Below are 22,041 nucleotides of genomic sequence, written 5' to 3' on the forward strand. Positions count from 1 at the left end.
GAAAATCGAAGTGCAAACTAGGAAGCTAGCCGCAGGCTGTACTTGAGTACGGCAAGGTGAAGCTGACGTGGTTTGAAGAGATTTTCAAAGAGTATAAAGTCAATTACAATATACTAGAACAAACCTAGGACAGTTCCGTCACTTTCAACATCCATATTGAGAGCTGCTGGTCGTTTTGGAAGTCCTGGCATGGTCATGACATCGCCAGTTAATGCAACGATGAAGCCTGCACCTAATTTGGGTACCAACTCACGAATGGTAATTTCAAAGTTTTCAGGTGCTCCAAGTGCATTTGGATTATCTGAGAAACTGTATTGAGTTTTAGCCATACAGATTGGCAATTTGTCCCAACCATTTTGAACAATTTGAGCGATTTGCGTTTGAGCTTTCTTCTCAAAGTTTACTTTGCTACCACGGTAAATTTCAGTAACAATCTTTTCAATCTTTTCTTGGACAGAAAGGTCATTATCATACAAACGTTTGTAGTTAGCTGGGTTTTCAGCGATGGTCTTGACAACCGTTTCAGCAAGAGTTACTCCACCTTCTGCACCATCAGCCCAGACACTTGCCAACTCAACTGGTACATCGATTGAGGCACAAAGTTCTTTCAAGGCTGCAATTTCAGCTTCTGTATCAGATACAAATTCGTTAATCGCAACAACTGCTGGAATACCAAATTTACGGATATTTTCAACGTGGCGTTTCAAGTTAACAAAACCGGCACGAACTGCCTCCACATTTTCTTCTGTCAAAGCGTCTTTAGCCACACCACCATTCATCTTAAGGGCACGAAGGGTTGCGACAATGACAACTGCATCTGGAGATGTTGGCAAGTTTGGTGTCTTAATATCAAGGAATTTCTCAGCACCAAGGTCTGCACCAAAACCAGCTTCAGTAACTGTGTAATCAGCCAAGTGAAGAGCTGTTGTAGTTGCCAAGACAGAGTTACATCCGTGAGCAATATTGGCAAATGGACCACCGTGTACAAAGGCAGGTGTACCGTAAATTGTCTGAACCAAGTTTGGCTTAATAGCATCCTTCAAAATCAATGCTAAGGCACCTTCAACCTGCAAATCACCTACAGAAACAGGTGTTCGGTCATAGCGATAACCGATAATGATATTAGCCAAACGGCGTTTCAAGTCCTCGATGTCTGTTGCCAAGCAAAGAATTGCCATGATTTCGGAAGCAACTGTAATATCAAAGCCATCCTCACGTGGAATACCATTTAGAGGGCCACCAAGTCCAACGGTCACATGGCGAAGAGCACGGTCGTTCAAGTCCACAACACGTTTCCAAAGGATACGACGTTGGTCAATTCCCATCTCATTCCCTTGGTGCAAGTGGTTGTCAATCAAGGCAGAAAGCGCATTGTTGGCAGTTGTAATGGCATGCATGTCCCCTGTAAAGTGGAGGTTGATGTCTTCCATTGGCAGAACTTGGGCATAACCACCACCAGCTGCACCACCCTTAATCCCCATTACTGGACCAAGAGATGGTTCGCGGATAGCGATCATGGTTTTCTTGCCGATTTTGTTTAAGGCATCTGCAAGACCAATGGTAATGGTTGATTTTCCTTCACCTGCAGGCGTTGGGTTGATGGCAGTAACCAAGATCAATTTCCCAACTGGATTGCTCTCAACTGCACGAATTTTATCAAAGCTGAGCTTAGCCTTGTACTTTCCGTACAACTCCAAATCGTCGTAAGAAATACCCAGTTTCTCTACAACATCAACGATTGGCTTCAACTCAATACTCTGTGCGATTTCAATATCTGTTTTCATTCAAAACTCCTCTAACCTCTTATATGATAATTCATTATAACACAAAACAAGATTTTTAACATCCTAAAACTCTCTAAACGTTCGTAAATATCCCTATTTTTAAGGTTTTTAGAGTCCTTTCTTAAATTTTATATGGCTTTATAGTTTGAAACTATATTCTTTCCTTTTACCAAATTTTTATCGCTTTCATTTTACTTACCGTTTATTTTTGTGTACAATAGTGTTATGAAAATTTTAGTTACTTCGGGCGGTACCAGTGAAGCTATCGATAGCGTCCGCTCTATCACTAACCATTCTACAGGTCGTTTGGGGAGAATCATCACAGAAACCTTGCTTGCTGCAGGGCATGAAGTTTGTTTGATAACAACAAAACGAGCCGTGAAGCCAGAAGCCCATCCCAACCTAAGCATTCGAGAAGTTAACAATACCAAGGACTTTCTACTGGAAATGCAAGAACGTGTTCAGGACTATCAGGTTTTGATTCACTCAATGGCGGTTTCTGACTACACTCCTGTTTATATGACGGGGCTTGAGGAGGTTCAGGCTAGCTCCAATCTAGAAGAATTTTTAAACAAGCAGAATCATCAGACTAAGATTTCTTCAACTGACGAGGTTCAGGTTTTGTTCCTAAAAAAGACACCCAAAATCATCTCTCTAGTCAAGGAGTGGAATCCTGCTATTCATCTGATTGGTTTCAAACTGCTGGTTGATGTTAACGAAGACTATCTGGTTGACATTGCTAGAAAAAGTCTTATCAGGAACCAAGCTGACTTAATCATTGCGAATGACCTGACTCAAATTTCAGCAAATCAACATCGAGCAATCTTTGTTGAGAAAGATCAGCTTCAAACAGTCCAGACTAAAGAAGAAATTGCAAAACTCCTCCTTGAAAAAATTAAAGTCTATCATTCATAGAAAGGAAAGCTATGACACATATTCTCTTGGCTGTAACGGGCTCAATCGCCTCTTACAAGTCGGCAGGTTTAGTCAGTTCTCTAAAAAAACAAGGTCATCAAGTCACTGTCTTAATGACTCAGGCTGCTACAGAGTTTATCCAACCTTTGACACTACAGGTACTCTCACAGAATTACGTCCACTTAGATGTCATGAAGGAACCATATCCTGATCAAGTCAATCATATCGAACTTGGAAAAAAAGCAGATTTATTTATCGTGGCCCCTGCAACAGCTAACACTATTGCAAAACTAGCCCACGGCTTTGCTGACAACATGGTAACTTGTATGGCTCTAGCCTTGCCAAGTCATATTCCCAAACTCATCGCACCAGCTATGAATACAAAAATGTATGACCATCCAGCAACTCAGGCTAATCTGAAAACATTAGAAAACTACGGCTATCAGCTGATTGCTCCAAAGGAAGCCCTACTAGCTTGTGGAGACCACGGACGAGGAGCTTTAGCCGACCTCACAATTATTTTAGAAAGAATAAAGGAAACTCTCGATGAAAAAACGCTCTAATATTGCACCCATTGCTATCTTTTTTGCAACCATGCTCGTGATACACTTTCTGAGCTCACTTATCTTTAACCTTTTTCCATTTCCAATCAAACCGACCATCGTTCATATTCCTGTCATTATTGCCAGCATTATCTACGGTCCACGCGTTGGGGTTACACTTGGATTTTTGATGGGGTTACTTAGCTTGACGGTTAACACAATTACAATTCTACCGACAAGCTACCTCTTCTCTCCATTTGTACCAAACGGAAACATCTACTCAGCTATCATTGCAATTGTCCCACGTATTTTGATTGGTTTAACTCCTTATCTAGTCTATAAATTAATGAAAAACAAGACTGGTCTAATTCTAGCTGGTGCCCTTGGTTCACTTACCAACACAGTCTTTGTACTTGGTGGAATTTTCTACCTTTTTGGAAATGTTTTTGATGGTAATATCCAAAAACTCCTAGCAACTGTTATCTCAACAAATTCGATTGCTGAATTAGTCATTTCCGCAGTTCTAACCTTAGCCATTGTTCCAAGACTACAGACTTTGAAAAAATAAAAACAATCTCCACTTTCAAACCTGAAGGTGGAGATTTTGTTCTGTATATTTTATTTTTTAGTGAAATTTTTACCAATATTTATACTCAATAAAAATCAAAGTGCAAACTAGAAAGCTAGCTGCAGTCAGCTCAAAATACTATTTTGAGGTTGCAGATGGAAGCTGACGTGGTTTGAAGAGATTTTCGAAGAGTATTAACTTAAAAATGACCTATAAACCCAAGTAAATCCTTGCTTTATTGTCTTGTTTATAGTACTATACTAGTGTATATACAGTTAAAAAGGAGATTCTTATGAACACACGGAAAAAGACACAATTTATGACAATTACGGCCCTCTTAACGGCTATTGCGATTTTGATTCCAATTGTTATGCCCTTTAAGATTGTCATTCCACCTGCTTCTTACACTTTGGGGAGCCACATCGCTATTTTTATCGCTATGTTCTTGTCGCCCTTGATGGCAATTTTTGTCATCATAGCCTCTAGTTTTGGATTTTTGATGGCTGGCTATCCTATGGTTATCGTATTTCGAGCTTTTTCCCATATCTTTTTTGGGACTCTAGGAGCTCTTTACCTACAAAAATTCCCAGATACACTAGATAAACCAAAATCTTCCTGGATTTTTAACTTTGTTTTAGCGCTTATCCATGCTCTTGCTGAAGTATTGGCCTGTGTCGTTTTTTACGCAACTTCTGGTACCAATGTAGAAAATATGTTTTATGTTCTATTTGTACTAGTTGGATTTGGCACAATTATCCATAGTATGGTAGACTATACATTAGCACTAGCTGTCTATAAAGTGCTTCGAAAACGCCGTTAAAAGGAAAAGCTATGACAAAAGATCGCAAACAAGCTCTGCTCCAACTCTTGAAAGAAGCTCCTAAAGCCCTTAATGGCCAAAGTTTGGCGGAACATTTTCATGTCACACGTCAGGTCATTGTGCAGGACATTGCAATTTTGAGAGCCGATGGCGCTCCTATCCTATCCACTAATCGTGGCTACGTCTATAAGCAAATTGAAACCAATCCTTATGTTCACAAACTTTTCAAAGTGAAACATGAAGTTGAAGAAATCGGTCAAGAACTCCTTGCTATCGTAGATAATGGTGGACGTGTTCAAAACACCTTGATTGACCATCCCGTTTATGGAGAAATTGAAACCTTGCTGAAACTGTCTTGCCGCAGAGATGTACAACATTTTCTAGAACAAGTCGAGCATTCTGATTTTAGACCTTTATCTGAATTGACAGATGGCATCCATTACCACCTAGTCGAGGCCGAAACACAACAAGACCTCCACTATATCGAGGAGGCCTTGGATCAGCTCGGTTATTTAGTAAAAGACTAGAAAATTTTCTTTTCCCAATCGTCTTCTGTACGGCGAGGGTAGAAAAATTCAGATTTGTCAGGAGCTTCCATCATCTCCATCAAGGGTAACATATCATAGGCCAGATCCAAGTTTGGAATCTGGTCTTTTTGCACCCAAGAAACTTCTCCTTCATCTGAAGAGCGAAGGGTACCAGAGAACTCAGTTGTCTTATAACAAACGACAATATAGCGCCCACCTGTATCCAGTGGCCAATTTTTAATGCCGACAAGTTGAGGATTTTGGATAGTCAATCCTGTTTCTTCATAGATTTCACGAATAACAGACTCTGCGAAAGATTCGCCATTTTCTACATGGCCTCCTGGAAAGGCATAACCTGACCAGCGATTGGTTTCAGGAGCGCGATACTGCATCACCACGCGCTGAGTTTCGAGGTCTTCAATCAGACAAATGTTTGTTAAAATCGTTAATTGTGCTCGAGACATAAATTTACTCACTTTCTAATTTATTAAATTTTTAGACTTGGTACCAAAGATTCTAGCTTCTACTTTTTAAAATTATTTAGAATTGAATACCATTCGTTTTTCCTTTATAGGTTTTCCAAGTTCAAGCATCTTTTCTTGTCCATCAAAAGTAAAGCCCATTTTTTGATAGAAAGCAATGGCGCGCTTATTATCTTTCAATACCCATAAGAAAATTTCAGAAAAATGATCAAGAGCAATCAAAGCTGCTTTCATTAACTTTTGTGCGATACCTTTTCCATAATAGTCTTTTAAAACATATAAAGCAATAATTTCACCAGCTTGAATAGTCTCATCACGAAAGTTGCCATAACTTATAAAACCAACTACCTTCAGACCATCCATCGCAATCAATGTATTTTCTGGAAACTTTTGACTAAAGAATCGACATCTTTCTAATGTCATTGTCTCCTGAAATTCTGCAGACAAAAGGTCGTCATAAGCTTCTCTCCACGCTTTCCAGTGAACAAGTGATTTACCTTCTATCTCTTCAGGAGTTTCCATTGATTTAATAATAACCGTCATTTATTTTCTTCTCCTTAATCCAAGGCCTTGACTTCCAACATCATATCACGTATCTGAGCCGCTAGTTCAAAGTCAAGCACTTCGACGGCTTCTTGCATTTGTTTTTCGAGTTTCTTAACAAGTTCTTTGCGCTCTTGTTTGTTTAGGCTATTGATATCGACTTCCTTGTCTTCTTCCTTAGCAACTGCCTTGGTCACAGCAATCAGGTCACGGATTTCTTTCTTGATTGTCTGAGGCACAATACCGTGTTCTTCATTATAGGCCATCTGGATTTTCCGACGACGGGCAGTTTCATCGATAGCACATTGCATAGACTGAGTCACAGTGTCCGCATACATGATGACATGCCCTCCCCAAAAGCCATAACCAGAACAGCGATTGGTTTCAGGAGAGCGATACTGCATGACCACGCACTATGTTTCGAGAGCTTCAATCAGACAAATATTTGTTAAAATCGTTAATTGGGAACGGGACACAGTACTCACTTTCTATATTAAATGACTTTTTCATGGCTAATTTCAGACTTCATAATGAAAGGATTAATTCGTTCGTGGTAATAATTTACTTCATGAAGCAAATATCCTTTTTTAATGACAATTTCTTGTTCCTGAACTTCAAAATCAAGTGTTATTGGAATAGGGATTCGTGTCACAAAGGCAAAAATAACAAACACAAATATCCATATATATAAACTGCAAATAGCACTACGAATTCCTTCAAAAAGACGGTATCGTTCCTTGAAACAATAACTAAGAATATGTACAATAGCCAAAATAATTGGTACAAATTGTCCTGTTTTAAATATCATGGGGATGAATTGTATTCCAAATATTCCAAAGAGAAGGTCTAGAATTACCAGATGTCTACAAAAACGAATAAAAAGAGTAATCACTAAAAGGAATAGCCAACTATCCCAAAGAATGGGAGTAAACGATAAACCAAATATTGATAGGCAAAAATCGATAAGGACAAATCCTAGTAAAATCAGATAGACTATTCTAAATAAAGTTAAGTGTTTCAAGATGGATGACTCCTTTTCTTTTCATGTTTATACTTCAATAATCGATGGACTGTATGTTGTTCCAAATCCATTATTAATATCGAACTAAAAGACTTAATGAAAAAGTTTTTAGTCATTATTAATTCCATAATCCTTCATTTTATGATTTTGAATTTTTAAAGTTGTCTTGCTACCAGAACGATAACTTTTCCCACTTTTTCCGGCGTAATAATAAGAAATTTTATAAAATGCGTCTGCAAGGTCTGCGCTATCTATTCCATTTTCGATAAACTCTGTCAGACCACCTTCACCATTAAAATAATCCTTGTATCCTTCTTCTAACACAATATCTTTATAGATAACATGACCTTTAATGATTCCTTTTGCTAGAAATTCATCAATAGGGAGATCATATAAACCTTGAAAAGGTTTCCCCTCCTTACGATTCTTATCTATGAGATCATAATATTCTGTAATATTCTCTGCTTTCTCATCGACACTCCAATAAGTATTTACATATTCTAGATTTGGATTCTCAAATTGCTTGAAAAAACTCTCTACTTTTTCTTTATATGAAATTGTTTCTGGTTTATGATTGAGAAGTTCATGTGCCATCCCTGAGAATTCTTGTAACATTGTTTTTGTAGTCCCATCATAAATCAATTCCCCCTCTGTTTTTTTAGGATTACTTTTTGAGGATTTTGGATGATAAATCAAAACATCACTCGCAGTAATACTTCTTCCGTTAATTTCTTCACTATATAAGTATTCAATTTTATAGTCTTGAGAAAGCCATTTATCTCTAGAAAAGTTTGTAACCTTCACATTACCTTTAAAGCCATACAAATCAAGAGTTCTTCTAGTAGCAATTTCTACTTCCTTTATATTTGCTTCGGGGAAAATATCATAAGTTGTTGTGAAGAATAAGAAAGCAATACGTAGAATAAAAAATAAAGGGACTATATTTACAACAAAAAATAGAAACAGTAACAGTTTTTTCATGACTACATTCTCCTTGTAAGCAATTCAATTATAAATTTTATTTAGTATGGGTATTCCTACCCCAACGCCTTCACTTCCAGCATCATATCACGAATCTGAGCTGCCAGTTCAAAGTCAAGCACTTCGACGGCTTCCTGCATTTGTTTTTCTAGTTTCTTGACGAGTTCTTTGCGCTCTTGTTTGTTAAGGCTGTTGATGTCAACTTCCTTGTCTTCTTCCTTAGCAACTGCCTTGGTCACAGCAATCAGGTCACGGATTTCTTTCTTGATTGTCTGTGGAACGATACCATGTTCTTCATTATAGGCTATCTGGATTTTCCGACGGCGAGCCGTTTCATCAATGGCACGTTGCATTGACTGGGTAACCGTGTCCGCATACATGATGACATGACCTTCACTGTTACGAGCAGCACGACCAATGGTCTGGATAAGACCACGCTCGTTACGAAGGAAACCTTCCTTGTCAGCATCGAGAATAGCTACGAGGCTCACTTCCGGAACGTCAATTCCTTCACGAAGGAGGTTGATTCCGACCAAGACATCAAAGACACCCAAGCGCAGGTCACGGATAATCTCCGTACGTTCCAAAGTCTTGATATCCGAGTGCATGTACTTAACCTTGATACCCATTTCCTTGAAATAGTCGGTTAAGTCCTCTGCCATTTTCTTGGTCAAGGTGGTGATAAAGGTTCGTTCATTCTTTTCAACACGGGCATTAATTTCATCTAAGAGGTCATCAATCTGTCCCATAGTCGGACGGACTTCCACCTCAGGATCCAAGAGTCCTGTTGGTCGAATGATTTGCTCAATCACTGTCTCGGTCTGTTCATTTTCATAGTCACCAGGTGTCGCTGAAACGTAAACAATCTGGTGCACATGGCTTTCAAACTCCTCACGACGGAGAGGGCGATTGTCCAAGGCAGACGGCAAACGGAAACCATAATTAACCAGCATTTCCTTACGCGAACGGTCACCATTATACATGCCCTTGATTTGTCCCATGGTCATGTGGCTCTCGTCAATCATAATCAAGAAATCATCTGGGAAGAAGTCGAGAAGCGTGTAAGGAGGCTCACCCTCACTCCGTCCATCCATGTGACGTGAATAGTTCTCAACCCCATTGGTATAGCCCATCTCGCGCAACATCTCAATATCATACTCTGTCCGCTGTTTCAAACGTTGAGCTTCAAGCAATTTACCTTCCTTTTCAAAGATAGCTAACTGCTCCTCCAACTCTGCTTGAATCTTAGCAATGGCAACTTCCATGTGGTCGTCATTGGTCACAAAGTGAGTAGCTGGGAAAATCGCCAAATGATCCACTTCTCCCAAGACCTGACCTGTCAAAGCTTCAACCTCACGGATACGGTCAATTTCGTCTCCAAAAAATTCTACTCGAAAGGCGTGTTCATCACGAGATGCTGGGAAAATCTCCACCACATCCCCACGCACACGAAATCTTCCCCGTTGGAAATCAATATCATTGCGCTCAAACTGAATATCGACCAAGTCATTCAAGAGTTTATCACGAGAAATCTCTAGACCAGGACGGAGACTCACGACACTATCAGCGTATTCCTTGGGCGAACCCAAACCATAGATACAAGAGACTGAAGCCACGACAATAACATCATTACGCTCCAGTAGGGCCGAAGTCGCTGAGTGGCGGAGCTTATCAATCTCGTCATTGACAGAGCTGTCCTTTTCAATATAGGTGTCACTGGAAGGGACATAGGCCTCAGGTTGGTAATAATCATAGTAAGATACGAAGTACTCAACAGCATTTTCAGGGAAAAATTCCTTAAATTCTCCATAGAGCTGTCCTGCCAGAGTCTTATTGTGGGCGATGACCAGAGTTGGTTTATTAACTTTGGAAATGACCTGACTCATAGTATAGGTCTTCCCTGTTCCAGTCGCCCCCATCAGAATCTGAGCTTTTTCTCCCCCCTCGATATTATCAACCAACTGCTCAATAGCTTGAGGTTGGTCTCCTGAAGGTTGATATTTTGATACTAGTTTAAATTGATTGTCTGTAATGCGGTTAATCATAAGAATCCTCTCTCCATGTGCTATTCCTATTTTAGCATACTTGTAGCATTTTCACGAAGAAAAGGACGGACCGAAGTCACATCCTTTCATTTTCTTTCTTTAATTGGTAAGCGAGATAGACAATCAAAAGTAACAAGACTAAACTTGTCATGATAGAACCTTCAATCCCAAAAGATCCTCCTGATAACCAGCCTTGATTGCCTTGTGGTAAAAAGGTCATCAATGACGTTCCTGATGGTTGACCACTAACTAAAATCCCAAAGAGATTACCCTGAGCAAAATTCCAGGCCCCATGAATACCTGCAACACCCCAAACAGTATCTGTTTTGAGAAGGTAAAGAGCCATGGCAACTCCGAACAGGAAGAGATTCACTAGAGATAGAGGGGTTAGACCAGAATTGCCCATATGAAGCAGGGTAAAGAACAGGCTAGATATAAGAACAGCAAGTTTTAGATTGGTTCTTGAGGCCAATTGAGGAAGGAGCCAAGCACGGGACACCACTTCTTCTGCTGTCCCCTGTAAAATCCAAAATGGAATGGTAAAAATGACAAAGGTAAGCGAATAAGGATTCAAGTGAATGGACTCCAAACGATATTGCCCCAAGGCCACTAAACCTAACAAGGTCAGAAGAAAAAGTGCCAGACCTAGCCCAAATCCTTTCAGAAGATTGCTGAGGAAATTCTCTCTATAAAATCCCAAAGTTCGAATAGGTCTTTTCTCAACTTTTCTAGTCCATCTGAACACAGTGTTGAGAATAAAACCAAAGGCCAGCAATTCTAAAATTAAACGAAAATCACCTGTTTTATCCATCAAGCTCTGCTGCAAAGCCTGCAAGTAGGTTGCAAGATTTTGACCAGCCTCTCCAAAATTTCTAGCAAGTCCGATGAGAGCTAACAAACTAATACCATACAGAGTATAAGCCACAAACTCTCCTATGAAGACAAAAGCAAAGGCTAACAAGGGGCTTGTGTAAATGTTTAAACTCATTTTAGAAGTTTCAAAGTCTTTTAAGATTCTTTTGTCTTTCATAACTTTATCCTCTTTTACTATATGATATACCTTTATTATAGCACTTCTGTTGTGTGATTCAAGACAAAACAAGAATTATTGATGTTATATTTTCTGACACAGAAATATAAAAATTTGCCTTTTTTTACTTTTTCTGATATAATGGGAAAATATTCGGAAAAGGAGACTAAAAATGAAGAAAAAATTTCTAGCATTTTTGCTAATTTTATTCCCAATTTTCTCATTAGGTATTGCGAAAGCAGAGACGATTAAGATTGTGTCTGATACCGCCTATGCACCTTTTGAGTTTAAAGATTCAGATCAAACTTATAAAGGAATTGATGTTGACATTATCAACAAAGTCGCTGAGATTAAAGGATGGAACATTCAGATGTCTTATCCTGGATTTGACGCAGCGGTCAATGCGGTTCAAGCTGGTCAAGCTGACGCTATCATGGCAGGGATGACAAAGACGAAAGAACGTGAAAAAGTTTTCACCATGTCTGATACTTACTATGACACAAAAGTTGTCATTGCAACTACAAAGGCACACAAGATTAGCAAGTACGACCAATTGTCTGGTAAAACTGTTGGTGTTAAAAACGGAACAGCCGCTCAACGTTTCCTAGAAACGATTAAAGATAAATACGGCTTTACTATTAAAACATTTGACACTAGTGATTTGATGAACAACAGCTTGACTGCTGGTGCCATAGATGCCATGATGGATGACAAACCTGTTATCGAATATGCCATCAACCAAGGTCAAGACCTCCATATTGAAATGGATGGGGAAGCTGTAGGAAGTTTTGCTTTCGGTGTGAAAAAAGGAAGCAAATACGAGCACCTGGTTACTGAATTTAACCAAGCCTTGGCTGAAATGAAAAAAGATGGTAGTCTTGATAAAATCATCAAGAAATGGACTGCATCATCATCTTCAGCAGTGCCAACTACAACTACTCTTGCAGGCTTAAAAGCCATTCCTGTTAAAGCTAAATATATCATTGCCAGCGATTCTTCTTTTGCACCTTTTGTTTTCCAAAATTCAAGCAACCAATACACTGGTATTGATATGGACTTGATTAAGGCAATCGCTAAAGACCAAGGTTTTGAAATTGAAATTACCAATCCTGGTTTCGATGCTGCTATCAGTGCTGTCCAAGCTGGTCAAGCTGATGGTATCATTGCTGGTATGTCTGTCACAGATGCTCGTAAGGCAACTTTTGACTTCTCAGAATCATACTACACTGCTAATACTATCCTTGGTGTCAAAGAATCAAGCACCATTGCTTCTTATGAAGATTTGAAAGGGAAGACAGTCGGTGTTAAAAACGGAACTGCTTCTCAAACCTTCCTAACAGAAAATCAAAGCAAATACGGTTACAAAATCAAAACCTTCGCTGATGGTTCTTCAATGTATGATAGTTTAAACACTGGAGCCATCGATGCTGTTATGGATGATGAGCCTGTTCTCAAATATTCTATCAGCCAAGGTCAAAAATTGAAAACTCCAATCGCTGGAACTCCAATCGGTGAAACAGCCTTTGCCGTTAAAAAAGGAGCAAATCCAGAATTGATCCAAATGTTCAACAATGGACTTGCAAACCTTAAAGCAAACGGAGAATTCCAAAAGATTCTTGATAAATACCTAGCTAGCGAATCTTCATCTGCATCAACAAGCACTGTTGACGAAACAACTATCTGGGGCTTGCTTCAAAACAACTATAAACAACTCCTTAGCGGGCTTGGTATCACTCTTGCTCTAGCTCTTATCTCATTTGCTATTGCCATTGTTATCGGGATTATCTTCGGTATGTTTAGTGTCAGTCCGTATAAATCTCTTCGTGTGATCTCTGAGATTTTCGTTGATGTTATCCGTGGTATTCCTTTGATGATTCTTGCAGCCTTCATCTTCTGGGGAATTCCAAACTTCATCGAGTCTATCACAGGCCAACAAAGCCCAATTAACGACTTTGTAGCTGGTACTATTGCCCTCTCACTCAATGCAGCGGCTTATATCGCTGAAATCGTTCGTGGTGGTATTCAGGCCGTTCCAGTTGGCCAAATGGAAGCCAGCCGAAGCTTGGGTATCTCTTATGGAAAAACCATGCGTAAGATTATCCTGCCACAAGCAACTAAATTGATGTTGCCAAACTTTGTTAACCAATTCGTTATCGCTCTTAAAGATACAACTATCGTATCTGCTATCGGTTTGGTTGAACTCTTCCAAACTGGTAAGATTATCATCGCCCGTAACTACCAAAGTTTCAAGATGTATGCAATCCTTGCTATCTTCTATCTTGTAATTATCACACTTTTGACTAGACTAGCGAAACGCTTAGAAAAGAGGATTCGTTAATGGCAAAATTAAAAATTGATGTAAATGATTTACATAAGTATTATGGAAAAAATGAGGTTTTAAAAGGAATCACGACTAAATTCTATGAAGGAGATGTTGTTTGTATTATCGGTCCTTCAGGTTCTGGTAAGTCAACCTTCCTCCGTAGCCTCAATCTTCTAGAAGAAGTCACTAGCGGTCACATCACTGTGAACGGTTATGATTTAACTGAAAAAACTACTAACGTTGACCATGTCCGTGAAAATATCGGAATGGTTTTCCAACACTTCAACCTCTTCCCACACATGTCTGTATTGGACAACATTACCTTTGCTCCTATTGAGCACAAGTTGATGACTAAGGAAGAAGCTGAGAAATTGGGAATGGAATTGCTTGAAAAGGTTGGGTTAGCAGATAAAGCCAATGCTAACCCAGATAGCCTATCAGGTGGTCAAAAACAACGTGTGGCCATCGCTCGTGGACTAGCAATGAATCCAGACATCATGCTCTTTGATGAACCAACTTCTGCCCTTGACCCTGAGATGGTCGGAGACGTACTAAACGTTATGAAGGAATTGGCTGAGCAAGGTATGACCATGATTATCGTAACCCATGAGATGGGATTTGCCCGTCAGGTTGCCAACCGCGTTATCTTTACCGCAGATGGTGAATTCCTAGAAGACGGAACACCTGATCAAATCTTTGATAACCCACAACACCCACGTCTGAAAGAGTTCTTGGACAAGGTCTTAAACGTCTAATACTCAAACTGTAAGGATTTCCTTGCAGTTTTTTTCTATCTCGTATTGGATTTTTTGATTTTTCGGAAAATTATGTTAGAATTAAGTTTATGAAATGAGATTTCCTCATACCTAGCAAGACTAGGAATAAAAATAGAAATTAGGTAGCTAGATGTCATCTAAGGTTATTGTTACAATTTTCGGTGCGAGTGGAGACCTGGCTAAACGCAAGCTCTACCCTTCCCTATTTAGACTATATAAATCCGGCAATCTTTCCGAGCACTTTGCTGTCATTGGAACTGCCCGTCGTCCTTGGAGCAAGGAATATTTTGAATCTGTTGTAGTCGAATCTATCCTTGATTTGGCAGATAGTACCGAACAGGCTCAGGAGTTCGCTAGCCACTTTTACTATCAAAGCCATGATGTCAATGATACAGAACACTACATTGCTTTGCGTCAATTGCAGGCTGAATTAAATGACAAGTACCAAGCTGGACACAACAAGCTCTTCTTCTTGTCTATGGCTCCTCAATTCTTTGGAACTATTGCTAAGCACCTCAAGTCTGAAAACATTGTAGACGGTAAAGGTTTTGAACGTTTAATCGTTGAGAAGCCATTTGGTACAGATTACGCAACTGCAAGCAAGTTGAATGACGAACTCCTAGCAACATTTGACGAAGAACAAATTTTCCGTATTGATCATTATCTTGGTAAAGAAATGATTCAAAGCATCTTTGCGGTTCGTTTTGCTAACATGATTTTTGAGAATGTTTGGAACCGTGAGCATATTGATAATGTACAAATTACCTTTGCTGAACGCTTGGGTGTTGAAGAACGCGGTGGCTACTATGATGAATCAGGAGCCCTCCGCGACATGGTACAAAACCATACTTTGCAACTGCTTTCGCTCCTCGCCATGGATAAGCCAGCAAGCTTCACAAAAGACGAGATTCGTGCTGAAAAGATTAAGGTCTTTAAAAACCTCTATCATCCAACTGATGAAGAGCTTAAAGAACACTTTATCCGTGGCCAATACCGTTCTGGTAAGATTGATGGCATGAAGTATATCTCTTACCGTAGCGAGCCAAATGTAAATCCAGAATCAACAACTGAAACCTTTGCATCTGGTGCCTTCTTCGTGGACAGCGATCGCTTCCGTGGTGTTCCTTTCTTCTTCCGTACTGGTAAACGTCTGACTGAAAAAGGAACTCATGTCAACATCGTCTTTAAACAAATGGACTCTATCTTTGGAGAACCACTTGCTCCAAACATTTTAACCATCTATATCCAACCAACAGAAGGCTTCTCTCTTAGCCTAAATGGTAAGCAGGTGGGAGAAGAATTCAACTTGGCTCCTAACTCACTTGATTACCGTACAGATGCGACCGCAACTGGTGCTTCTCCAGAACCATACGAGAAATTGATTTATGATGTCTTAAATAATAACTCAACTAACTTTAGCCACTGGGATGAGGTTGGTGCGTCATGGAAATTGATTGACCGTATCGAAGAACTCTGGGCTGAAAATGGTGCCCCACTTCATGACTATAAAGCTGGAAGCATGGGACCTCAAGCAAGCTTTGACCTGCTTGAGAAATATGGTGCCAAATGGACTTGGCAGCCAGACATCGCCTATCGTCAAGATGGTCGTTTAGAATAAAAAAATTTCCTGCAAGTTTGTGTCTTGCAGGATTTTTGTTTCTGATTAGATTAAGCCTTCCAAGAGACCTTTCATAAAGTTTTCTGAGTTAAATTCTCCAATATCATCGATTTTTTCACCAAAACCAATCAATTTTACAGGAATATTGAGTTCTTCACGGATGGCTAGAACAACACCACCTCGAGCAGTTCCATCAATCTTAGTCAAGACAATTCCTGTCAAAGGGGTAATTTTTGAAAATTCTTTGGCCTGTACCAGGGCATTTTGACCTGTTGATGCATCAAGAGCCAAGAAAGTTTCATGTGGCGCTTCTGGCACAACACGTTTGATGATACGACCAATCTTTTCCAACTCAGCCATGAGGTTATCTTTGTTTTGCAGACGACCAGCGGTGTCAATCATAAGAATATCGATACCTTCAGCTACGGCAAGTTCCATTCCATCAAAGACTACACTGGCTGGGTCAGCTTTTTCAGGTCCAGTTACAACTGGAACGTCAACACGACGACCCCATTCAGCAAGCTGGGCTACTGCCCCCGCACGGAAGGTATCTGCCGCAACCAACATAACCTTCTTACCTGCTTGTTTGTAGCGATGAGCTAGTTTCCCGATAGAAGTTGTTTTCCCAACACCATTCACACCAACAAAGAGCATGACTGTCAAGCCATCTTGGAAGTGGATTCTTTCATCGTAGTTACCATCCTTTTCATAAAGCTCAACCAATTTCTCAATGATGACACGGCGAAGTGCGTCCGGTTTCTTGGCGTTTTCAAGCTTGGCTTCGTAGCGTAACTCCTCTGTTAAGTTAGAAGCGACTTGGACACCAACGTCACTCATGATAAGCAGTTCTTCCAATTCCTCGAAGAATTCTTCGTCAACAGAGCGGAAATTTGCAAAGAAAGCATTCAAGCGAGCACCGAATCCTGTACGAGTTTTCTTAAGACTGCGGTCATATTTTTCCTGAACAGTTTCTTCTACCTGAGGCCTTTCTGCTTCAAGCACTTCAGAACTATTTTCTTCTACAGTCTCTACGAGCTCAGTTGTGACTTCTTCTGAGTTTTGCAATACTTCGACTTCTTCTTGATGAACCTCTACATCTGGCTCTGAATCCAGACTTTCTTCAACTGTGTCTTGATTTTCCTCTTCTTCGAGCTCAGCTTCTTCTTGAAGAATTCCCTCAGCTTCTGTAAGAGAAGACTCAACATCTTCAGACAAATCAAGATTTTCCAGAGCTTCTTTTACAACTTCTTCGATTTTAGGCTCTTCTTTTTTTCCGAATAGACGGTCAAATAATCCCATATCTTAGTTCTCCTTTAGCACATATTCTTCGATAGCCCAAGCGACAGCCTCTTCATCATTGGTCATTGGCGTCACTACATTTGCGACTGCCTTGACTTCAGGAACAGCGTTTTGCATGGCAACACCGAGCCCTGCCCACTCAATCATAGAGAGGTCATTGGCCTCGTCACCACATGCCATGACTTGGCTTTGGTCGATTCCTAGATGGCTGATTAGTTTTGCCAAACCTGTTGCTTTATGAACATTCTTTGGTGACCACTCTAGCAACATTTCACGTGATTTAAAGATTTCATATTGGTCGAACAATTCTGGAGAAATCTTCTGAATAGCTGCATCCAAGGGTTCTTGAGCAAAGGCAGTCACGCACTTATTGTAGGTCATCTGACTAGATAAGTCTTCAAAGTCCACTGGAACAAAAGTCAATGCTGGATTGAATTTGGCATAAAGACTTTCTTGGTCCGATTGGATTTGATAAACAGTTCCTTCTGAGATTGCATCAAGAGGCAGTGATAATTTCTCTGTTTCTTCATACAAGCGTGCCACATCATCATATGAAAAGACTGTTTTATCAAGGATTTCACCTGTATTTTTCTGAACTAAACCTCCATTAAAGGTAATCGTATACTCATCTTCATGGCCGTCAGTCCCTAGCTCATGGAGAAAGAAATCCATAGCTTTTAAAGGGCGACCAGTTGTCAATACGATCTTGATACCACGATCACGCGCAGCTTTCAAGGTTGCCTTGGTGCGATCCGTCAGCCTTTTATCAGTAGTCAGCAAGGTACCGTCCAAGTCCAATGCAATCAATTTTATATCTGCCATTATAAGCCCTCCATATAAGCTATAACCGACTGGTCCTTATGGTGACCAATCACTGTCTCTGCTAATTCTAAAATTTCAGGTCGTGCATTTTCAGGAGCTACAGGATGTCCTACAACCTGCATCATATGCAAGTCATTTAGATTGTCTCCAAAAGCCATAACCTGATCCATTGTGATACCAAGTTTTTTAGCTAATTCAACAATAGCCACTCCCTTATCGACATAGTCCAGAACAATATCAATGGATTCAAAACCAGTTGTCATAGCCTTAACACCAGGTACATGTTCATTGACCCAAGCCTCTCCAGCTTCCAGAGTTTCTTCTGTGAAGTTGGTTGTAAATTTGAAAATGTCATCTGTGATATCTTCCAGACCGGCTACTTTTTGGATATTTTCATTATAATGCTGACTCTCTTTCAAATAGGTTTCATCAACCGTATCTAGTACATAAGAACCCTTCTTACCTGTCAAAAGTAATTTATTGACATCTACATAAGGTGACGTTTGTAGCTTTTCAAAAGTCGTCAAATAAAACTCACGAGACATAGTCGCTTCATACAAGTCTTGACCTTGATACTCTACTAAACTGCCATTTTCAGCGATGAAAATAATGTCATCACGAACATCAGCAAATAATTTTTCTAAGGATAGAAATCCTCGACCCGAAGCCACTGCAAAGTAAATCCCTTTTTCCTTGTAGGAAGCTAAGAGAGACTTGAGGCGGTCCATATCAAAGCGTCCATTCCCATCTAGGAAGGTTCCGTCCATATCCGTTGCTACTAGTTTAATCATAAAATCTTTCTTACTCCGATTAGTAAATCTACCTCCTATTATACCATAGATAACTAGAAAAAGGACTAGTCTATCAGCTTTGCTTCTCTTTTATCCTTCTCTACTAGCTAGTCGTGTTTCTAACTTTTAAAAAAGCTCGTAAAATTAAAATCGTGCAACTTTTTTCAGATACTTTTAAAAGATTGATTTCATTATCTGTTTCCTTTATACTGGATAAAAAGGAGATTAGTATGTCAGAAACAAATCACGAAATTGATTCAAATTTTGCAGGTCGTTTAAATATCCTGCGTGCGGGTGTTCTTGGTGCTAATGATGGAATTATTTCCATTGCTGGTGTGGTTATCGGGGTTGCCAGTGCTACGAGCAATATCTGGATTATCTTTTTATCAGGATTTGCGGCTATCTTAGCAGGTGCCTTTTCAATGGCTGGCGGAGAATATGTATCCGTTTCAACTCAAAAAGATACTGAGGAAGCAGCTGTTGCGCGAGAAAAACTCTTGCTAGACCAAGATTTGGAGCTAGCCAAAAAGTCCCTCTATGCTGCCTATATCCAAAATGGAGAATGCGAAACCTCTGCCCAGCTCTTGACAAATAAGGCCTTTCTTAAAAATCCACTCAAGGCTTTGGTAGAGGAAAAATATGGAATTGAGTATGAAGAATTTACCAATCCTTGGCACGCTGCCATTTCTAGCTTTATTGCCTTTTTCCTTGGTAGCTTACCACCTATGCTTTCAATTACCATTTTCCCAAGTGATTACCGCATTCCTGCTACTGTCCTTATCGTCGGTGTGGCCCTTCTTCTCACTGGCTACACAAGTGCCAAACTTGGAAAAGCCCCAACCAAAACAGCTATGATTCGAAACCTAGCTATTGGTCTCTTGACCATGGGAGTTACCTTCTTACTCGGTCAACTTTTCAGCATTTAATACTCTTCGAAAATCTCTTCAAACTACGTCAGCTTCGCCTTGCCGTATATATGGTTACTGACTTCGTCAGTTCTATCCGCAACCTCAAAACAGTGTTTTGAGCTGACTTCGTCAGTTCTATCTACAACCTCAAAGCAGTGCTTTGAGCAACCTGCGGCTAGCTTCCTAGTTTGCTCTTTGATTTTCATTGAGTATAAAATACAAGAAATACCTCGATTTTGAAGTCGAGGTATCTTTTTTTACATTTGTACAATCTTGCGATAGCTTCTAGAAGTAATCATGAAAATCAGCACATAGGCGATGAGGAAGATAGCGCAGATAGACAAGGTCACAATCAACATCATATTCGTATCTATTACACCAATCACTTTTAAAATCAGACTAAGCATATGATAGGCAAAGGCTAGATGTATGAAGGCAAAAAGCAAAGGAAGGAAGAAAACAGTTAAAACCTGTTTGTTAATGGTTTGCTTGATTTGCTTTTGATCTAAACCGACTTTTTGCAAGATAATAAAGCGCTCACGGTCTTCATATCCTTCAGAAATTTGCTTGTAGTAGATGACCAGAACGGTTCCGACCATAAAGATAATGGATAGGAAAATACCAATAAAGAAGACACCGCCAAAGAGGACACTCATTTGAGCACTAGCATCTGCTAGATTGCTACCATACACATAGCTACCTTCAGTGTTTAATTGAGCATTAAACTTTTGTAAGTATTTTTCATATTCTTCAGCGACTTTGAGTTGTTCTTCTTCACTGATATTTACATTTATACCACCGTAAAGCTGATTATAGATAGCCGAATCTGGAAATTGATCTAAAAATGCTTGTAAATCAGGTACAACAAGGTAATTGTAATCAGTAGTAAAAATATTAAACTGATTTGGGACATGGTTCACAATAAAATCTGTATTAAATTCTTCTTTGACAGAAAATTGATGATCATTTAGAGTTAGAGCTTTCTGTCCTTTCAGTCCGTCATTTTTGGCAAAGAGACCGACCTCATTTCCTGATAGAGACAGTTTTTGACCAGTCATATTTTCATAATCTTTTTGGTCAAATACCATGAAGACTGTTTTAGGTTGGACACGATTTTGTCCTTTTTCAAAAATAGTTAACTTGGTTCCTTCTTGATTTGCAATACCAAAGTTACTGTAACGAAGCACTTCTTTCTCTTTGACACTATAACCTTTGTCACTTGCAAACTGGCTCAAGAGTTTGTCCAAGTCTTCTTTTTCAACATTTTGTCCAGTAATTCCAAAGTCATGCGGATTCATCACTTTTTTAAAGGATTCTGAGGCATTGAAAATGCTTGTCGCTGCAGACATGGTAACCAAGACCATTGTTGATAAAATAGCGATAGTTGCTAGTCCAACCGCATTTTTCTTCATACGAAAAATCAGGTTGGAAACAGATATGAGGTTATTAGGTTGGTAATAATATTTCTTGTTTTTCTTCAAGATTTGAAGGAAAACGGTAATCCCTGCATTGAACAAGAGATAGGTTCCAAAGATAACCAGCAAAACAGCTAAGAAGAAGGTTGTTAGGGCTGTAAGAGGATCTTTTACTGTAAGGGCAAGATAGTAGCCAATTCCTAAACTAATCGAACCAAGAATCGTTTGGAGAGGTAGAAAGCGACCTTTTTTCTCACCGCTGGCTTTCTCACGAGAGAGTTGGAGAGCATTCATACGGGCGATTCGAAGGGCATTCAGGAACATGAGGCCTAGGAAAATCAAACCGAAGACAACAAGTACTGCAATGACAACATTCATCTGGAAGGTAGCGACTAGTTCTACCTTCAATTTCATCAGTTTGAGTAGGAAAGCGAAAATCAACTTGTCAAACAAGGCTCCAATACCGATACCTGCTCCAACAGTTAGAATTCCAAATAGCACCAACTCTTTAAAGGTCATACTAATCAGATGGCGCTTCTCCAAGCCCAACATGCCATAAATTCCCAGTTCCTTGGAACGGTTTTTCATAACAAAACTATTGGCATAGAGGACAATAATAGCTGACGCAAGGGTGACGACAAACATACCAAATCCAAGAGTAGCTTGAATGGTTGTCCCTCCACGAATTTCCGCAATCTTAGGATTAAAGGTTAGAGAGTAAAAGAGATAGGTGACGGTGACTGCTAAGAGAACAGCCAGCGCAAAAGGATAGTAGAGTTTGCGGTTTTTAATCAAGTTCGATACCGCTAACTTATTGGTTAATCGAAACAT

At 39.7% G+C, this 22,041-nt stretch carries 20 protein-coding genes and 1 pseudogene; 9 read left to right on the plus strand and 12 right to left on the minus strand.

The features are described from left to right. Positions 1–113: 113 nt before the first annotated feature. A complete protein-coding gene (locus MK482_RS02690) occupies positions 114–1,784 on the minus strand; it encodes a formate--tetrahydrofolate ligase (RefSeq protein ID WP_268717915.1) in 1,671 nt (556 codons plus the stop codon). 225 nt (positions 1,785–2,009) lie between these two features. Between MK482_RS02690 and coaB the strand changes: the two genes are divergently transcribed. The 5 genes from coaB (at position 2,010) to MK482_RS02715 (ending at position 5,156) form a co-directional block, all read left to right on the plus strand. Beyond that, positions 2,010–2,699 carry a phosphopantothenate--cysteine ligase gene (gene coaB, locus MK482_RS02695; RefSeq protein WP_268717916.1) on the plus strand — a complete coding sequence of 230 codons (690 nt, stop codon included), beginning with the start codon at positions 2,010–2,012 and terminating at the stop codon, positions 2,697–2,699. Positions 2,700–2,710: 11 nt separating this feature from the next. Beyond that, on the plus strand, positions 2,711–3,262 hold the full coding sequence (coaC, locus tag MK482_RS02700) for a phosphopantothenoylcysteine decarboxylase (RefSeq protein ID WP_268717917.1): 552 nt from the start codon (positions 2,711–2,713) through the stop codon (positions 3,260–3,262). Next, positions 3,246–3,809, plus strand: coding sequence for an ECF transporter S component (locus tag MK482_RS02705; RefSeq protein ID WP_000747412.1), 564 nt, complete (start codon positions 3,246–3,248; stop codon positions 3,807–3,809). Before coaC ends, MK482_RS02705 begins: the two co-directional genes overlap by 17 nt. 292 nt (positions 3,810–4,101) lie before the next feature. Continuing rightward, positions 4,102–4,629, plus strand: coding sequence for a hypothetical protein (locus tag MK482_RS02710; RefSeq protein WP_268717918.1), 528 nt, complete (start codon positions 4,102–4,104; stop codon positions 4,627–4,629). An 11-nt stretch (positions 4,630–4,640) separates the two neighbouring features. Further along, positions 4,641–5,156, plus strand: a complete 516-nt coding sequence (locus tag MK482_RS02715; RefSeq protein ID WP_049509367.1) for a transcription repressor NadR — start codon at positions 4,641–4,643, stop codon at positions 5,154–5,156. Here MK482_RS02715 and MK482_RS02720 read toward each other — a convergent pair. From MK482_RS02720 to MK482_RS02750, 7 genes and pseudogenes are all read right to left on the minus strand, one after another. After that, complete coding sequence (locus tag MK482_RS02720; RefSeq protein ID WP_049509366.1) at positions 5,153–5,620, minus strand: 8-oxo-dGTP diphosphatase; 468 nt, start codon at positions 5,618–5,620, stop codon at positions 5,153–5,155. The two genes, MK482_RS02715 and MK482_RS02720, sit on opposite strands and share 4 nt — an antisense overlap. A 72-nt stretch (positions 5,621–5,692) precedes the next feature. Then, positions 5,693–6,181, minus strand: a complete 489-nt coding sequence (locus MK482_RS02725) for a GNAT family N-acetyltransferase (protein WP_049509364.1) — start codon at positions 6,179–6,181, stop codon at positions 5,693–5,695. A gap of 14 nt (positions 6,182–6,195) precedes the next feature. Beyond that, positions 6,196–6,531, minus strand: a pseudogene (locus MK482_RS02730) (UvrB/UvrC motif-containing protein); the annotation flags it as partial. Between the two features lie 143 nt (positions 6,532–6,674). After that, positions 6,675–7,202 (minus strand): hypothetical protein, encoded by a 528-nt coding sequence (locus MK482_RS02735; RefSeq protein ID WP_084887079.1) that lies wholly within the window; start codon positions 7,200–7,202, stop codon positions 6,675–6,677. Positions 7,203–7,310: 108 nt separating this feature from the next. After that, the gene (locus MK482_RS02740) at positions 7,311–8,183 is read right to left on the minus strand and encodes a hypothetical protein (RefSeq protein WP_049491717.1); all 873 of its coding nucleotides are present in this window, start codon (positions 8,181–8,183) and stop codon (positions 7,311–7,313) included. Positions 8,184–8,239: 56 nt separating this feature from the next. Continuing rightward, the gene (gene uvrB / locus MK482_RS02745) at positions 8,240–10,228 is read right to left on the minus strand and encodes an excinuclease ABC subunit UvrB (protein ID WP_268717919.1); all 1,989 of its coding nucleotides are present in this window, start codon (positions 10,226–10,228) and stop codon (positions 8,240–8,242) included. Between the two features lie 76 nt (positions 10,229–10,304). Next, on the minus strand, positions 10,305–11,258 hold the full coding sequence (locus MK482_RS02750) for a CPBP family intramembrane glutamic endopeptidase (protein ID WP_268717920.1): 954 nt from the start codon (positions 11,256–11,258) through the stop codon (positions 10,305–10,307). Positions 11,259–11,430: 172 nt separating this feature from the next. On the opposite strand from MK482_RS02750, the gene MK482_RS02755 reads away from it, so the two are divergent. The 3 genes from MK482_RS02755 to zwf all read left to right on the plus strand — a co-directional run bounded on the left by MK482_RS02755 (position 11,431) and on the right by zwf (position 15,975). Beyond that, positions 11,431–13,596 (plus strand): ABC transporter substrate-binding protein/permease, encoded by a 2,166-nt coding sequence (locus MK482_RS02755; protein ID WP_268717921.1) that lies wholly within the window; start codon positions 11,431–11,433, stop codon positions 13,594–13,596. Next, complete coding sequence (locus MK482_RS02760) at positions 13,596–14,336, plus strand: amino acid ABC transporter ATP-binding protein (RefSeq protein ID WP_124787698.1); 741 nt, start codon at positions 13,596–13,598, stop codon at positions 14,334–14,336. Before MK482_RS02755 ends, MK482_RS02760 begins: the two co-directional genes overlap by 1 nt. 151 nt (positions 14,337–14,487) lie before the next feature. Beyond that, positions 14,488–15,975, plus strand: coding sequence for a glucose-6-phosphate dehydrogenase (zwf, locus tag MK482_RS02765; RefSeq protein WP_124787699.1), 1,488 nt, complete (start codon positions 14,488–14,490; stop codon positions 15,973–15,975). Between the two features lie 45 nt (positions 15,976–16,020). On the opposite strand, the gene ftsY is transcribed toward zwf, so the two are convergent. The 3 genes from ftsY to MK482_RS02780 are packed head-to-tail and all read right to left on the minus strand — an operon-like array spanning position 16,021 to position 18,887. Continuing rightward, positions 16,021–17,274 carry a signal recognition particle-docking protein FtsY gene (gene ftsY / locus MK482_RS02770; RefSeq protein ID WP_124787700.1) on the minus strand — a complete coding sequence of 418 codons (1,254 nt, stop codon included), beginning with the start codon at positions 17,272–17,274 and terminating at the stop codon, positions 16,021–16,023. Positions 17,275–17,277: 3 nt separating this feature from the next. Beyond that, positions 17,278–18,096, minus strand: a complete 819-nt coding sequence (locus MK482_RS02775) for a Cof-type HAD-IIB family hydrolase (RefSeq protein ID WP_124787701.1) — start codon at positions 18,094–18,096, stop codon at positions 17,278–17,280. Next, entirely contained in the window at positions 18,096–18,887 is a 792-nt protein-coding gene (locus MK482_RS02780; RefSeq protein ID WP_124787702.1) for a Cof-type HAD-IIB family hydrolase, read from the minus strand. The genes MK482_RS02775 and MK482_RS02780 overlap by 1 nt, the downstream gene beginning before the upstream one ends. A gap of 230 nt (positions 18,888–19,117) precedes the next feature. Between MK482_RS02780 and MK482_RS02785 the strand changes: the two genes are divergently transcribed. Further along, complete coding sequence (locus tag MK482_RS02785; protein WP_124787703.1) at positions 19,118–19,813, plus strand: VIT1/CCC1 transporter family protein; 696 nt, start codon at positions 19,118–19,120, stop codon at positions 19,811–19,813. Between the two features lie 239 nt (positions 19,814–20,052). Here the strand turns inward: MK482_RS02785 and MK482_RS02790 are convergent, their stop codons facing one another. Next, positions 20,053–22,041, minus strand: a complete 1,989-nt coding sequence (locus MK482_RS02790) for an ABC transporter permease (RefSeq protein WP_268717922.1) — start codon at positions 22,039–22,041, stop codon at positions 20,053–20,055.

The sequence above is a fragment of the Streptococcus mitis genome, from assembly GCF_026782865.1.
GTDB classification, from domain to species: Bacteria; Bacillota; Bacilli; order Lactobacillales; family Streptococcaceae; genus Streptococcus; species Streptococcus mitis_CG.